This is a genomic window from Streptococcus infantis (assembly GCF_019929665.1).
GTDB lineage: Bacteria > Bacillota > Bacilli > Lactobacillales > Streptococcaceae > Streptococcus > Streptococcus infantis_H.
Genome location: NZ_JAHZPZ010000002.1, coordinates 397924 through 413105, shown reverse-complemented (window position 1 = coordinate 413105; position 15182 = coordinate 397924). Strand labels below are relative to the sequence as shown.

General features: G+C 40.4%; 13 protein-coding genes. 12 read left to right on the top strand and 1 reads right to left on the bottom strand.

What is annotated here, in order from left to right; genetic code table 11:
• The first annotated feature begins 41 nt into the window (after positions 1–41).
• From K1I61_RS05340 to K1I61_RS05320, 5 genes are all read left to right on the top strand, one after another.
• A complete protein-coding gene (locus K1I61_RS05340) occupies positions 42–1538 on the top strand; it encodes an ABC transporter permease (RefSeq protein WP_223333778.1) in 1497 nt (498 codons plus the stop codon).
• On the top strand, positions 1538–2464 hold the full coding sequence (gene oppC, locus K1I61_RS05335) for an oligopeptide ABC transporter permease OppC (RefSeq protein WP_006151488.1): 927 nt from the start codon (positions 1538–1540) through the stop codon (positions 2462–2464). Before K1I61_RS05340 ends, oppC begins: the two co-directional genes overlap by 1 nt.
• Before the next feature lie 8 nt (positions 2465–2472).
• A complete protein-coding gene (locus tag K1I61_RS05330) occupies positions 2473–3540 on the top strand; it encodes an ABC transporter ATP-binding protein (RefSeq protein ID WP_223333776.1) in 1068 nt (355 codons plus the stop codon).
• Between the two features lie 10 nt (positions 3541–3550).
• Positions 3551–4477 (top strand): ATP-binding cassette domain-containing protein, encoded by a 927-nt coding sequence (locus tag K1I61_RS05325; protein WP_223333774.1) that lies wholly within the window; start codon positions 3551–3553, stop codon positions 4475–4477.
• 153 nt (positions 4478–4630) lie between these two features.
• Complete coding sequence (locus K1I61_RS05320) at positions 4631–4831, top strand: mechanosensitive ion channel protein MscL (RefSeq protein WP_223333772.1); 201 nt, start codon at positions 4631–4633, stop codon at positions 4829–4831.
• 242 nt (positions 4832–5073) lie between these two features.
• On the opposite strand, the gene K1I61_RS05315 is transcribed toward K1I61_RS05320, so the two are convergent.
• On the bottom strand, positions 5074–10230 hold the full coding sequence (locus K1I61_RS05315) for an SIALI-17 repeat-containing surface protein (protein ID WP_223333770.1): 5157 nt from the start codon (positions 10228–10230) through the stop codon (positions 5074–5076).
• A gap of 313 nt (positions 10231–10543) precedes the next feature.
• Here K1I61_RS05315 and K1I61_RS05310 point away from each other — a divergent pair, with 313 nt between their 5' ends.
• The 7 genes from K1I61_RS05310 to K1I61_RS05280 all read left to right on the top strand — a co-directional run bounded on the left by K1I61_RS05310 (position 10544) and on the right by K1I61_RS05280 (position 15179).
• Complete coding sequence (locus K1I61_RS05310) at positions 10544–10789, top strand: YneF family protein (RefSeq protein ID WP_004251708.1); 246 nt, start codon at positions 10544–10546, stop codon at positions 10787–10789.
• A gap of 207 nt (positions 10790–10996) precedes the next feature.
• Complete coding sequence (racE, locus tag K1I61_RS05305) at positions 10997–11791, top strand: glutamate racemase (protein WP_223333768.1); 795 nt, start codon at positions 10997–10999, stop codon at positions 11789–11791.
• Positions 11749–12759 carry a nucleoside-triphosphate diphosphatase gene (locus tag K1I61_RS05300; protein ID WP_398576701.1) on the top strand — a complete coding sequence of 337 codons (1011 nt, stop codon included), beginning with the start codon at positions 11749–11751 and terminating at the stop codon, positions 12757–12759. Before racE ends, K1I61_RS05300 begins: the two co-directional genes overlap by 43 nt.
• A complete protein-coding gene (locus K1I61_RS05295) occupies positions 12735–13256 on the top strand; it encodes a metallophosphoesterase (protein ID WP_223333764.1) in 522 nt (173 codons plus the stop codon). The genes K1I61_RS05300 and K1I61_RS05295 overlap by 25 nt, the downstream gene beginning before the upstream one ends.
• The gene (gene cbpB / locus K1I61_RS05290; RefSeq protein ID WP_223333762.1) at positions 13253–13714 is read left to right on the top strand and encodes a cyclic-di-AMP-binding protein CbpB; all 462 of its coding nucleotides are present in this window, start codon (positions 13253–13255) and stop codon (positions 13712–13714) included. Before K1I61_RS05295 ends, cbpB begins: the two co-directional genes overlap by 4 nt.
• Positions 13711–14445: a site-specific tyrosine recombinase XerD gene (xerD, locus tag K1I61_RS05285; RefSeq protein ID WP_223333759.1), complete on the top strand. Its 735-nt coding sequence runs from the start codon at positions 13711–13713 to the stop codon at positions 14443–14445. The genes cbpB and xerD overlap by 4 nt, the downstream gene beginning before the upstream one ends.
• Positions 14445–15179 (top strand): segregation/condensation protein A, encoded by a 735-nt coding sequence (locus tag K1I61_RS05280; RefSeq protein WP_223333757.1) that lies wholly within the window; start codon positions 14445–14447, stop codon positions 15177–15179. Before xerD ends, K1I61_RS05280 begins: the two co-directional genes overlap by 1 nt.
• Positions 15180–15182: the final 3 nt, after the last annotated feature.

The following is a 15182-nucleotide window of genomic DNA, read 5'->3' as shown; positions in this document are numbered from 1 at the left end:
CCAAGAGGAGAAGGTTCTTTTGGGATTTTAAAGGAAATAATATGAAAAAATATGTTTTTATGCGTATCTTGCGGTCGTTAGTTTCTATTTTTTTAGTAACGACCTTGATTTACACAATCATCTATACGATGGTTCCACGGAAGTTGATCTTCAAACAAGATACTAACTACAATAAAATTGCAACAACAGCTGATAAACGTGATAACTATGAAAATACCGTTTTTGAGCGTATGGGTTATATCGAATATTACGATACGAAAGAGTTGCAGGAAAAAGCTAGTAGCATTGACCCTTCTGTAACCGTTGATGCAAACGATACAAATAAAGCTATCTACGAAAAATACATCCAACAAATTGGAAACGGTTGGACTTTGGGTGAGTTTACAGAGAGCGGACAATTCTATGCTACTCGTGAAATCCCTATTTTCGAGCGTGTGTTCAAATTCTATGCAAACTTGCTTGATATTGACCATACAAACAAGATTCAAGACCCAGAAAATCCTAACTTAGAGCGTTATTTGCGTTTTGAAAACGATCCAGCTATCGGATGGTCTTTAGTAGGTTCAGGGACTAAACATAAATACCTCTTGTACTTCAACAGTCAGTTCCCATTTGTTCATCAGAACTTTGTGAACTTGAACCTAGGAGATTCTTACCCAACTTATGCCAATACTCCTGTTCTTCAAGTTATCACACAAGGTCAAGGACAAACCAAGACTTCAGAAGTTCAATTCCCAACAGGTAAGAAAACTTCATCAGTCAACATTTACTCAAGAACCTACAAATCTCCAAGTCAAGCAGATGCACGTGAAGTAGCAAACTATGGTAAGGATGATCCTTATACAGCTACTGAAAGCAATTATCAGTATCCTTCAATGATTGCAAGTTCTGCTATCACAGGTTTGATTGGTCTTGCTATTTCATACGCGATTGCAATTCCACTTGGTTCTGCAATGGCTCGATTCAAGAATACTTGGATTGATAGTTTCTCAACAGGAGTTTTGACTTTCTTGCTTGCCCTTCCAACCATTGCCTTGGTTTATATCATTCGTTTGATTGGTTCATCTATCGGATTCCCTGATTCATTCCCAATTTTGGGTGCTGGAGATTGGCGTTCTTATGTCCTTCCTGCAGTGATTTTGGGCTTGTTGGGTGCACCTGGTATGGCAATTTGGATTCGTCGTTATATGATTGACTTACAATCTCAAGACTTCGTTCGTTTTGCTCGTGCAAAAGGTCTTTCTGAGAAAGAAATTTCAAACAAACACATCTTTAAGAACGCTATGGTACCACTCGTTTCAGGTATTCCAGGTTCTATTATTGGTGTTATCAGTGGAGCAACTCTTACAGAAACAGTCTTCGCTTTCCCTGGTATGGGTAAAATGCTGATTGACTCTGTAAAAGCATCAAACAACAATATGGTTGTTGGTCTTGTCTTTATCTTTACATGTATTTCTATCTTCTCATTATTTGTAGGGGATATTTGGATGACTATGATTGACCCACGTATTAAACTGACAGAGAAAGGAGGCAAATAATGTCTACAATTAGTAATGATAAATTTCAATTTGTAAAACGTGATGATTTTGCCTCTGAAGCAATTGATACTCCTGCCTATTCATACTGGGGTTCTGTCTTTAGACAGTTTTTCAAGAAAAAATCAACAGTCATCATGCTCGGTATCTTGATTGCCATCGTTTTGATGAGTTTCATCTATCCAATGTTCTCAGATTTTGACTTTAACGATGTAAGTAAGGTAAATGATTTTAGTGCTCGCTATATCAAACCGAATGGTGAATATTGGTTCGGTACAGATAGTAACGGGAAATCTCTCTTTGATGGTGTCTGGTTTGGAGCTCGTAACTCTATCTTAATTTCTGTAATTGCGACCTTTATCAACCTTGTTATCGGTGTGATTGTAGGTGGAATTTGGGGTATTTCAAAATCGGTAGACCGTATCATGATGGAAGTCTACAACGTTATCAACAATATTCCATCGCTATTGATCGTTATCGTTTTGACTTACTCTATCGGAGCAGGTTTCTGGAACTTGATTTTTGCCATGAGTGTGACTACATGGATTGGTATTGCTTATTCAATCCGTATTCAAATCATGCGTTACCGTGATTTGGAGTACAACCTTGCTTCACGTACACTCGGAACACCAACTTACAAAATCGTCATAAAAAACATCATGCCTCAATTGGTATCTGTTATTGTTACGACTATGTCACAAATGCTCCCTGCATTTATCTCATATGAAGCCTTCCTATCATTCTTTGGACTTGGCTTACCAATCACAGTACCAAGTTTGGGACGTTTGATCTCAGATTATTCTCAGAACGTAACTACAAATGCCTACCTCTTCTGGATTCCATTGACAATTTTGGTTTTGGTTTCCTTATCACTTTTCATTGTTGGACAAAACTTAGCCGATGCTAGTGATCCACGTACACACAGATAGGAGTAGAAATGACGAACAATAAAAATGTAATTTTATCTGCTCAAGATATTGTCGTGGAATTTGATGTTCGTGACAAAGTTTTGACCGCTATTCGCGGAGTTTCTCTTGAGTTGATTGAAGGAGAAGTTCTTGCCTTGGTTGGAGAATCTGGTTCGGGTAAATCAGTTTTGACAAAAACTTTTACAGGAATGTTAGAAGAAAACGGGCGTATCGCTCAGGGGAGCATCGATTACCGTGGACAAGACCTAACAGCACTTTCGTCTCACAAGGATTGGGAACAAATTCGTGGGGCAAAGATTGCAACTATCTTCCAAGATCCGATGACTAGTTTGGATCCAATCAAAACAATCGGAAGCCAAATTACTGAGGTTATCATTAAACACCAAGGGAAAACAGCTCAAGAAGCAAAAGAAATGGCTATTGACTACATGAATAAGGTTGGTATTCCTGATGCTGAAAAGCGTTTTGAGGAGTATCCATTCCAATATTCTGGAGGGATGCGTCAACGTATCGTTATCGCTATCGCTCTTGCATGTCGTCCGGATGTTCTTATCTGTGATGAGCCAACAACTGCCCTTGATGTGACGATTCAGGCTCAGATTATTGACTTGTTGAAGTCTCTACAAAATGAATATCACTTTACAACAATCTTTATCACACACGACCTTGGTGTGGTAGCAAGTATTGCTGACAAAGTTGCGGTTATGTATGCTGGTGAAATCGTTGAGTATGGTACAGTTGAAGAAATCTTCTACGATCCACGTCACCCATACACATGGAGCCTCTTATCAAGTTTGCCACAGTTAGCTGATGATAAAGGAGAACTATATTCAATTCCAGGTACTCCTCCGTCACTATATACAGAATTAAAAGGTGATGCATTTGCTCTTCGTTCAGATTACGCAATGAAGATCGATTTTGAAGAAAAAGCACCTCAATTTGCTGTGTCAGATACTCATTGGGCTAAAACATGGTTACTTCATGATCAAGCACCAAAAGTTGCAAAACCAGCAGTAATTGCAGATTTACATGACAAGATTCGTGAGAGAATGGGTCTTGTTCATCTGGAAAACTAGGAGGAAGGAAATGTCTGAAAAATTAGTAGAAATTAAAGACTTAGAGATTTCCTTCGGTGAAGGAAGCAAAAAGTTTGTAGCTGTTAAAAATGCTAACTTCTTTATCAACAAAGGTGAAACATTCTCACTTGTTGGAGAATCAGGTAGTGGTAAAACAACAATTGGTCGTGCAATTATCGGTTTGAATAATACCAGCAAAGGGGATATCCTCTTCGAAGGTAAAAAGATCAACGGTAAAAAATCACGAGCTCAAGAAGCTGAAGTAATCCGTCGTATTCAAATGATTTTCCAAGACCCTGCTGCTAGTTTGAATGAACGTGCAACAGTTGACTATATTATTTCTGAAGGTCTTTATAACTACCATCTATTTAAGGATGAGGAAGAAAGACAAGAAAAAGTTAAAAAGATTATCAGTGAAGTTGGACTTTTGGCTGAACATTTGACACGTTATCCTCATGAGTTTTCAGGTGGACAACGTCAACGTATCGGGATTGCCCGCGCTTTGGTTATGCAACCTGATTTCGTTATCGCGGATGAGCCAATTTCAGCCTTGGACGTTTCTGTGCGTGCCCAAGTTTTGAACTTGCTCAAGAAATTCCAGAAGGAATTGGGCTTGACCTATCTCTTTATCGCCCACGATTTGTCAGTAGTTCGTTTTATCTCTGATCGTATCGCGGTAATTTATAAGGGTGTTATTGTTGAAGTGGCTGAAACTGAAGAATTGTTTAACAATCCAGTTCATCCATACACACAAGCACTTTTATCAGCTGTGCCGATTCCAGATCCAATCTTGGAACGTAAGAAAGTTTTGAAAGTCTATGATCCAGACCAACATGACTACGAAACTGATAAACCGTCTATGGTTGAAATTCGTCCAGGACATTATGTTTGGGCTAACCAAGCAGAATTGGAACGCTATAAAAAAGATATGAACTAATGAAAAGTTTTATAATCTTCCTAGTATTATTCTAGAAAGGTTATGAAACTTTTTTATTTTGCAGATAAAAACTTGATAATCTATATAAATTTGATATACTGAATACAATAAGAACTAATCTGTTAGAAATGACATGAACTAGGGGAGAATCACATGGACAACCAACCAAATTTTTTTACAGGAATGGCTAGAATTATTGGGACATGCCTCTGGGTAAAAGGAATGGAAGTACTGACTGAGAAGAAGGAATCTGAGCCAAAAGCCCTAGAGGTTGCTAAATTTCTTGCGGCTTATAAAATGATATCTGCTCTGCCTTGGATTGCGGGACTTCCTAGAAAGGAAGAAAAAAAATGAAATTTATTTGGGATATTTTATTTTATATCCTAGTCAAGCCACTGATTACGATTGTAGAATTCATTTGGTATCACATTTGTTTATTTTTTTATGAATTCCTTTTGAATTTGTTATATTCGATTTTTAACTGGATTTATAACTGGCTTTTTAGTTTATTTTAAAAGACTCTGAAAGAAATCAAAAGGATGAGTAATTTACTCATCCTTTTTCTATTTATCTAAATCTTTATAGATTTATTGGGATCACTCTTTTTTACCTTTTAGCAAGAAGGCTGCAGTTAAAGCTAAGCTGAGACTTGCCATGAAGAGGAGTGGGCTGGCCTCTTCTCCAGTGGCAGGAAGTTGTTTGTCATTTGTAGAATTTTCACCATTGAGCTGGTTTTTATTTGCTAATGGACTAGCTTCTTCGATTTGACTTGAGCTTGGTTGTTGGGCTTCTGTTTCAGTCTTGTAGACGATAGCATAAGTAGTCAAATCAATGGTGAGAAACTCAAGCATGCCATCACGAATTGTGAAATCTTGTGCTTTCAAGTCTTTTTCTGAACTGAAGCGATAGAATTCTTGGACTGTGCCAGAAATTGGTAATCGAACGAGGACAGCACCTTTTGCTTGGATTAGTTGACCATTTTCATTCTTGAGTTGAATGTCGTAGGCATCATATTTCTTGCCCAAGAGTTCTTGCTTGTCTACTTTCTGGATTTCAAGATAACTTGCTTCACCTAGCTCATTTGCTCCACTGATGACTTGAACTCCGGTAGTCTGGTCTTTTAAGACTTTGAGTTTAAACTCAGGAAGAGAGATGATAGGAGCCGCTTGGTCGCTCGCAGTACCAATAGGGCCAGTGTATTCAGGAATATCCACGATAGGCGCCGCTTGGTCGCTCGCAGTACCGATAGGGCCAGTGTATTCAGGAATATCCACAATAGGCGCCGCTTGGTCGCTCGCAGTACCGATAGGCTTAGTATATTCAGGAATATCTACGGTAGGCGCTGCTTGTTCCCCTGCAGTACCGATAGGCCCAGTGTATTCAGGGATATCTACAATAGGCGCTGCTTGGTCGCTCGCAGTACCGATAGGCTTAGTATATTCAGGAATATCTACGGTAGGCGCTGCTTGTTCTCCCGCAGTACCGATAGGTTCAGTGTGCTCAGGAATGGTTACTACTGGAGCAGGATCGTCACCTTTGCTTGTAACAACTGGATCTTCTATAGGTGCAGTTTCCCCTTTTGGAAAGACTGTTACAATAGTACTGCTTCGTGTTTCTCCTAGGATAGCATAAGCTTCTATTGGATTGCCAGTTTTACGTTCCGTAGTTTCAGGAATGTCGATTTCTACCTTGTTATCCTTTATGCTTAATACAGTTTGCTCGCCAGAAGTGACAAGATGATCTTCATCGACTTTTCTTAGGACTAGGGGATCTGTAACACCAGGGAATGTCACAGCAACAGCATCCCAGTTACCAGTTGGTAAAGTTAGGGTAACTGTCTTATCTTCTACCTTTATAGGTTCGAGGCTTGGTGTATCTAATGATACTGATGGAGCTTTTAGAATATCGAATGAATCAAGGGAGATTTTCTTTCGACCGTCTGGAGAATCTGGGTCTACTTTCAAAGTTAGGACATGGTCGCCATCTGCTAGATTAGTAAACTCTCCAATCAATGCTCCTTTTTCGGTAGCTCCGGCAGTGTAAAAGTCAAGGCTTGGCATTTCTTTTCCATCGAGTGTCACAAGTGCCTTGCCAAGAGCTGAAGTTTTCAGTCCATAGATACGGATACCTGTACCAGAGAATGGAATTCTTGCAGTTGCTTCAGGAGCGAGACTATCATCTGCGTTAATATCTGCATATTTCTCTGTAGAAGCATAGAGTTCCGCATCAGTCCAGTCTTTAAATGCCGATCCGTACTGGATACGAGAATCACGATCATCTATCTTCTCAACTGTTTCTCCTTGACCTGGGAAGACCTTGAAGTAGTCTAAGGAAATTTTTGAGCGTTCACTTCCACGTCCCTTATGTTCACGCTTAACAGTGATAGTCATGAGATGAGGGCCTGAAGAAAGATTTGTATAACGACCGATTAGGACACCCTTTTCAGTAGCTCCATCTGTATAGAAATCAAGCTCACCAACAGATTTGCCATCGATTGTAACCTCAGCAAGTCCTAATTGAGAAGATTTGAGTCCGTAGATTTCAATACCAGGTCCATTGAAAGGAATGGTTGCTGTTGCATCTTTATCGGAATAATTTCCATTTGAGATGTCGGCGTATTTTTCTGTTCCGCCAAAGAGTTCTGAGTCAGACCAGTCTCCAAAGGCAGCGCCATACTGAATGCGAGAGTCACGATCGTCCATGAGCTCACTAAAGGCGGAGATTGAAGCAACATCAGAAACAGGTGTTGAACGGTCTCCTAGTATAGCCTTAACGGTATAAGTATAGGCATGGCTTGAATCAATAGAACGGTCGATAAAGCGAGTTTGGTTTGTTGTAAACTCACGGACAGTAGAAGTTTGACCAGTTTCATCTCTACTTTCCCGATGGATGACATAATGAGTCGCCCCTTCAACAGCATTGAAATTAAGTTCTGCAGTCGTTGAATCTTTTCGTTGGGCAGTCAGACGAGTAATACGACCAGGGAAGTTTTCAAAGGTAATGACATCGCCCTTTTGTGTCGTAAGTTGAATACGGTTGTCTTTGATGCGGGTAGCTTGTACTTCCTTGCCGTTTACCTTGACAAGGCTAGCTTCGATATTTGGATAGTCTACGACTAAGTCTCCACCCACATTAGAAATGAAAGATAGCGTTTCAAGATTCTTTTCTTTCCATTTCATGCTGACTTCAAAGTTACCACGAGCTACTAGGCCTGAGACTTGACCATCTTTCCATGCATCTGGAAGGGCTGGTAATGGGGCAATGTAGCCGGTGTGAGATTGAAGGAGCATTTCTGCCATTCCACTGGTTGCACCAAAGTTCCCATCAATTTGGAAAGGCGCGTGCGTATCCCAGAGGTTTTCTAGAGTTGAGGATTTGAGTTGTTCTGCCAATAAACGATGGGCACGATTTCCATCTAGGAGACGAGCCCAGAGGTTGATTTTATTAGCCTTAGACCAACCGGTACCACCATCTCCACGATGGTTTAAGGTTGCGCGTGCGGCCTCCAGGTATTCCGGCTGATCTTTGCCAAATAAAGTACCTGGGAAGAGTCCAACTAGATGAGAAACGTGACGGTGATGGTTTTCAATTCCTTCATTAGTGAATTGAGGACTGTCTTCTTCGTACCATTCCTTGATTCGGCCATCTTGGTTGATATGAAGTGGTTTGAGCTTGTCAAATTTAGCCTTCACTTCTGTCACCAAGTCTTGGTCGACCTTCAGGTGATTGGCTGCCTCCATATAGTCGTGGAAGAGTTGCCAAACTAGAGATTGGTCAAATGTATTCCCAATCGTGATAGTTCCATGCTCTGGTGAGTAGGATGGAGAAGAAACCCAACGGTCACTAGATTTGTCGTAGTGCAAGAAGGAATTCCAGAACTTGGCTGTTTCCTTGAGCATTGGATAAATCTTTTCTTTGAGATAGGTTTCATCCTTGGTGAATTTGTAGTAGTCATAGACGTTCTGCATCATCCAAGCATTGGCAGCAGGAGACCAACCCCAGTAATAGTTCCAACCTGGAGTTGTCCAGCCAAATGGTGTTGCCTGAGTATGAACCAACCAACCGTTTTCTTGGCCTTCTTTGGATTCGATACCTGCATATTCTTTAGCAGCGATACGACCATAGTAGCGCATGTCATCAATATAATTGACCATTGGCTTAGCCGTTTCTGCAAGATTGTTCATGTAGGCAGGCCAATAGTTCATTTGTAGATTGACATTGAGGTGGTAGTCAGAGTTCCAAGGTGGATTGTCTACAGCATTCCAGACTCCTTGCAAGTTGGCAGGAAGGGCATCTGTCCGGTCACGAGAAGAACTAATGAGTAGATAACGTCCGTATTGGAAGAAGAGCTCTTCTAGTTTTTGCCCTTTTTCTGGGTTGTAGGTATGCAGAGCTTCTTTTGTAGTTTGGCTAGACTTGCTACCGCCAAGGTTTAGTTGAACACGATTGAAGAGACTCTGATAATCCTTGATGTGGTTATTTTTTAGGGTTTCATAATCTTTTTCCTTGGCAGCTTCTACGATAGACTTAACAGTTTTTTCTAGGTCAATATCCTTGCGATAATTGGTTTTTGGATTTTGAGCAAAGTTGGTCTTGGCACTGAGTAAAAGGGTCGCATAGCTGGCTCCGGTGACAGTCAAATAGCCATCTTGTGCAGTGACTTGTCCGTCTGTCTTGATTCCGAGATAGGAAGCAAATTTCAGACCATTGTCTTTGACCGTTCCTTTGAGCAAAATACCATTAGAATCAGTCGTAACTGCTCCTTGTTTATAATTCGAATATTCCCAGGAGTAGTCACCATTCGCAATCAAATCTTCAGTCAAGCTATTCCAGAGTGTAAAATCAAGGGTTTTATCCCCTTTTTTACTCAAGTGGGTCACAGTAACATCGTCAGGATAGCTAGAGAAGGTTTCGCGTTTAAAGTTTGTACCGTCTTGGGTATAAGAAGTGGTCGAGATGGCCTCAGAAATATCTAAGCCACGATAATAGTCGGTAACATTCTCCAAGCCTTTCTTTTGGTTGTTAAAGACCATAAAGATATCACCAAAAGATAAGTAACGACCATACTGAGCATTGTTTGGTCCGACGAGGTTGCGCTCCGCTAATTGTTTTGCTTTTTGGCGGTTTCCTTCTTCTAATGCCTTACGAATTTCTGCTAAGACCTTATAGCGGTCTTGATAGTTCCCTCCATTGTAATCGGTGCTATCCGGTTGCGGTCCACCAGACCAGAGAGTTTTTTCATTGTATTGGATTCTTTCTTCACCGATGAGCCCAAAAACTTTTGCCCCCATTTCTCCATTTCCGACTGGCAGGGCTTGTTTTTCCCAGCCGTCATAAGAAGGAGCGGTTGGTTGGTCGTAATGAAGTTGATAGTTTTCTTGCTTAGTCATAGGAAGTTCTGGTTTTTCACTCTCCTTATTTTCAGAAGGTTCAACTACAGCGTTAGTCTCTGATTGATGATGTATTTGAGGTGTTTCCTTTTCAGGTTTTACCTCTTTGTCAGCTAATTCAGTAGAGGTTTGATTTTCTGTGCTTGGTTGATTTTCCTTACCCTCTTGAGTGGGTTCCTCTACTTTTGTATTCACTTGAACCGTAGTCTCACTGACACTTGCTTGATTTTCTTTCACTTCGATGCCATCGGCAGCTACATTCTGTGTTGCTAGAAAAACAGCTCCCAGTAGAACAGAAGCAGTTCCAACGGTCAATTTTCGGATGCTATACTTACAGGATTTTTCCCAATAGCTCTTCTTCATAAAAACTCCCTTCTTAAATCTGTAAGCGCATACATTTTCTTGTAAAAAAAAATAAGCCTTGCAGAAAGATGTTTCCTTTGTTTTGTATAATCTTAATATAGCAAATAAATCGATTCAATGCAAGGTTTTTTAGGAAAAACTGAATTATTTTACCAAATTTTAGTTCTTTTTTAATTTTATTGAATTAAAAAAGATTAGAGCTGAAAAAGAATCTGAGTAATGCCCGACCCTTTTGAAAGCGTAAATCAAACTAGTCAGGCGTGGGACTTTATGGTATAATATAGAAGATTCAAAAAGAAACAGGAGAAATATTATGGACCTTATTTTAGCAATTGTCTTGATTGTTTTAGCTTTTCTAGGTGGAGCTCTTGGAGGAATGTACTTGGTACGCAAGCAAATTGAAAAAGAATTTGCTGATAACCCACGTTTGAATGCAGAAGCAGTTCGTACTCTGTTGAGTGCAAATGGTCAAAAGCCAAGCGAAGCTAAGGTACAACAAGTGTACCACCAAATCATTCGCCAACAAAAAGCAGCCCTTGCTAACAATAAAAAGAAATAAATAGGAAAAGTCTGGGATGAAAATTCCAGACTTCTCACTATGTTCAACTGATATTTAAGGATAAGACTTTTTCCTTGCATTCTATTGATATTTGATTATGATTAAGAGGGAGATAGTCTGGAGTTTACCAGACTGTCAGAAATTTCAGCGAGAAATGTAATGATAATGAACTATCAATCAGAAAAATAAGACTAGAAAGAAGACTGTATGGATAATCGACCAATTGGTTTTTTGGATTCGGGCGTTGGAGGCTTGACCGTTGTACGTGAGCTCATGCGCCAGCTTCCTCATGAAGAAATCGTCTATATTGGAGATTCAGCACGGGCACCTTACGGGCCTCGTCCTGCTGAGCAAATTCGTGAATATACTTGGCAGTTGGTCAACTTTCTTTTGACTAAGGATGTCAAGATGATTGTCATCGCTTGTAATACTGCAACAGCAGTTGTTTGGGAAGAAGTTAAGGCTAGGTTGGATATCCCTGTCCTGGGTGTCATCTTACCGGGCGCTTCAGCTGCTATCAAAGCTAGTCAGGGTGGGAGAATCGGTGTGATTGGAACACCGATGACAGTACAATCAGATATCTATCGTCAAAAAATTCATGACCTAGATCCAAATTTGCAAGTTGAAAGTTTGGCCTGCCCTAAGTTTGCTCCCTTGGTTGAGTCTGGTGCCCTTTCAACCAGTGTGACCAAGAAAGTAGTTTATGAAACCCTGCGTCCATTAGTGGGCAAGGTAGACAGCTTGATTCTGGGCTGTACCCACTACCCGCTTCTCAGACCCATTATCCAAAATGTGATGGGACCAGAGGTAAAACTGATTGATAGTGGTGCAGAGTGCGTGCGGGATATCTCTGTCTTACTCAATTATTTCGAGATTAATCGTGGCCGCGATGCAGGGCCTCTACAACACCGTTTTTATACGACTGCAAATAGCCATAGTTTTACTCAGATTGGAGCGGAATGGCTAGAAAAAGAGATTCATGTGGAGCATGTAACATTATGACAAACAAAATTTATGAATATAAGGACGACCAGGACTGGTATGTAGGTGTCTGGGACGTCTACGGTGGAATCTATAGCCTCATAAAAGATCCTCTTGATCTCGATTTTATGGATTTGGCTCGTATTTTCCGTGATGAGGAAAATGGTTTTCCAATCACGATTACGGTAATGCGCTGGTCTTCCAACTTCCGCTTGCTATCTTTTATCGTTGAGATTTTAAATGCAGAAGCCGGTCGAAACTTGGAAGTCATTCAACGTCAGGGGGCTTTGCTCTTAGTTGAAAATGGGCAACTCTTGTATGTTGAATTGCCTAAAGAAGGGGTTAATGTCCAAGATTTCTTTGAGACTAACAAAGTCAGAGAAACCTTGTTGATAGCGACTCGTAATGAAGGGAAGACCAAGGAATTTCGTGCTATCTTTGACAAACTTGGATATGATGTGGAGAATCTCAATGATTACCCAGATCTACCTGAAGTTGCTGAAACTGGTATGACCTTTGAAGAAAATGCTCGCCTTAAGGCTGAAACCATCTCCAAATTGACAGGCAAGATGGTTCTAGCAGATGATTCTGGTCTTAAAGTCGATGTCCTCGGTGGATTGCCAGGCGTTTGGTCAGCTCGATTTGCAGGGGTGGGAGCCACTGACCAGGAAAACAATGCTAAACTCTTGCACGAATTAGCCATGGTCTTTGAACTCAAGGACCGTTCGGCACAATTCCACACAACCTTGGTCGTAGCTAGTCCAGGTAAGGAAAGCTTGGTTGTCGAAGCTGACTGGCCAGGTTATATTAACTTTGAACCTAAGGGGGAAAATGGTTTTGGCTATGATCCGCTCTTCTTAGTAGGAGAAACAGGCAAGTCATCAGCTGAATTAACCCTTGAAGAAAAAAATAGTCAATCCCACCGTGCCTTAGCCGTTAAGAAACTTTTGGAGGTATTTCCATCATGGCAAAGCAAACCATCATTGTAATGAGCGACTCTCATGGAGATAGCTTGATTGTGGAAGAAATTCGTGACCGCTATCTGGGTAAAGTTGATGCCATTTTTCACGATGGAGACTCAGAACTCCGTCCCGACTCACCCCTCTGGGAGGGCATTCAGGTCGTCAAAGGTAACATGGACTTTTATGCAGGTTACCCAGAACGCTTGGTGACTCAACTTGGGCCTACCAAGATTATCCAAACTCACGGACACTTATTTGACATTAACTTCAATTTCCAAAAATTAGATTTTTGGGCCCAAGAGGAAGATGCTGATATCTGTCTCTATGGTCACTTGCATGTGCCAAATGCTTGGATGGAAGGGAAGACCCTCTTTCTAAATCCAGGTTCTATCAGTCAGCCACGTGGGACTATCAGAGAATGCCTCTATGCCCGTGTAGAGATTGATGATAGCTACTATAAAGTAAACTTTTTGACACGTGACCATGAGGTGTATCCAGGCTTGTCCAAGGAGTTCACTCGATGATCGCTAAGGAATTTGAACTCTTCTTATTGGAGCAAGAGGAAACCTTTTTGACACCTGCTGAAAATTTGGCAGTCTTGATTGATACTCACAATGCAGATCATGCAACTCTCCTTCTAAGCCAGATGACTTATACCAGAGTACCAGTAGTGACTGCTGAGAAAAAATTTGTTGGGACCATAGGGCTTAGAGATATTTTTGCATATCAAATGGAGCAGGGTTTGAGTCAGGAAGTCATGGCGGATATGGATATTGTTCACATGACAAAGAAGGATGTCGCGGTAGTTAATCCAAACTATACATTGACGGATGTTTTACATAAGCTAGTGGATGAGTCTTTCCTGCCAGTGGTTGGTAAGGATGGTCTTTTCCAAGGGATTATCACGCGAAAGTCAATCCTCAAGGCTGTCAATGCCCTCCTGCATGATTTTAGTAAGGAATATGAGATTCGAAGCAAATGAGAGAATGGATTTTAACATTTTTAGAAGAAAAGCAAAATCTATCTAGTAATTCTAAACAGTCTTATAAATATGACTTGGAGCAGTTTTTAGATCTTATTGGAGAACGAATTTCTGAGACAAGTTTAAAAATCTACCAAGCTCAACTATCAAATTTTAAAATTAGTGCCCAAAAGCGTAAAGTTTCTGCTTGTAATCAATTTCTCTTCTTTTTATACCAGAAAGGAAAGATTGACACCTTTTATCGTTTAGAATTGCCGAAACAGGCTGAGAAAAAACAAGTCAAGTCAGAGCTTTTAGACTTGAGTTCTTTCTGGCAAGAAAGTACCTATCCAGAAGGGCGTTTAATAGCCTTATTGATAGTTGAATTAGGCCTCTTGCCTAGTGAAATTCTAACCATAAAAATAAGTGATGTGAATCTAGATTTTCAAGTGTTGAGAATCAATAAAGCCTCTCAACAAAGAATCTTGAGTCTTCCCACAAAATTACTTGCAGAGTTAGAACCCTTGATGGGACAGACCTACCTCTTTGAAAAAACTGGTAAGCGATACTCTCGTCAATGGGCCTTTCGTCAGTTAGAAGCCTTTCTAAAGGAAAAAGGTTTTGCAGATTTATCGGCTCAAGGATTGAGAGAACAGTTTATACTGAGACAAATTGAAGAGAAGGTTGACTTGTATGAAATCGCCAAAAAATTGGGATTAAAAACAGTCATGACCTTAGAAAAATATAGATAATGGATATTAAATTAAAAGATTTTGAAGGGCCTTTGGACTTGCTCTTACACTTAGTTTCAAAGTATCAGATGGATATCTATGATGTACCGATTACAGAAGTTATTGAGCAGTATCTAGCCTACATATCAACCTTACAAGCCATGCGTTTAGAAGTGGCAGGTGAATATATGGTAATGGCTAGCCAACTGATGCTGATCAAAAGTCGTAAGCTCTTGCCAAAGGTTGCGGAAGTGTCTGATTTAGAGGATGACCTAGAGCAGGATCTCCTTTCTCAGATTGAAGAATACCGCAAGTTTAAACTTTTGGGAGAGCAGTTAGAAGCTAAGCACCAGGATCGAGCCCAGTATTATTCTAAAGCACCGACAGAGTTGATTTACGAGGATGCAGAACTTGTGCATGATAAGACCACGATTGATCTTTTCTTAGCCTTTTCAACCTTACTGACCAAGAAAAAGGAAGAATTCTCGAAAAACCATACAACCATTTTACGAGATGAGTATAAGATTGAGGATATGATGGTCATTGTTCGGGAAGCCTTGGTAGAGGGGCAGCAACTATGCCTGCAGGATTTGTTTAAAGAAACCAAGGATTTACAAGAGGTGATTACACTTTTTTTGGCGACCTTGGAGTTGATTAAAACCCAAGAAATTCTCTTGATTCAAAAAGAGAGTTTTGGAGATATCTATCTCATGAAAAAGAATGAGGAAAATCAAGTAGAGCAAAGTCAGGCTTGATAG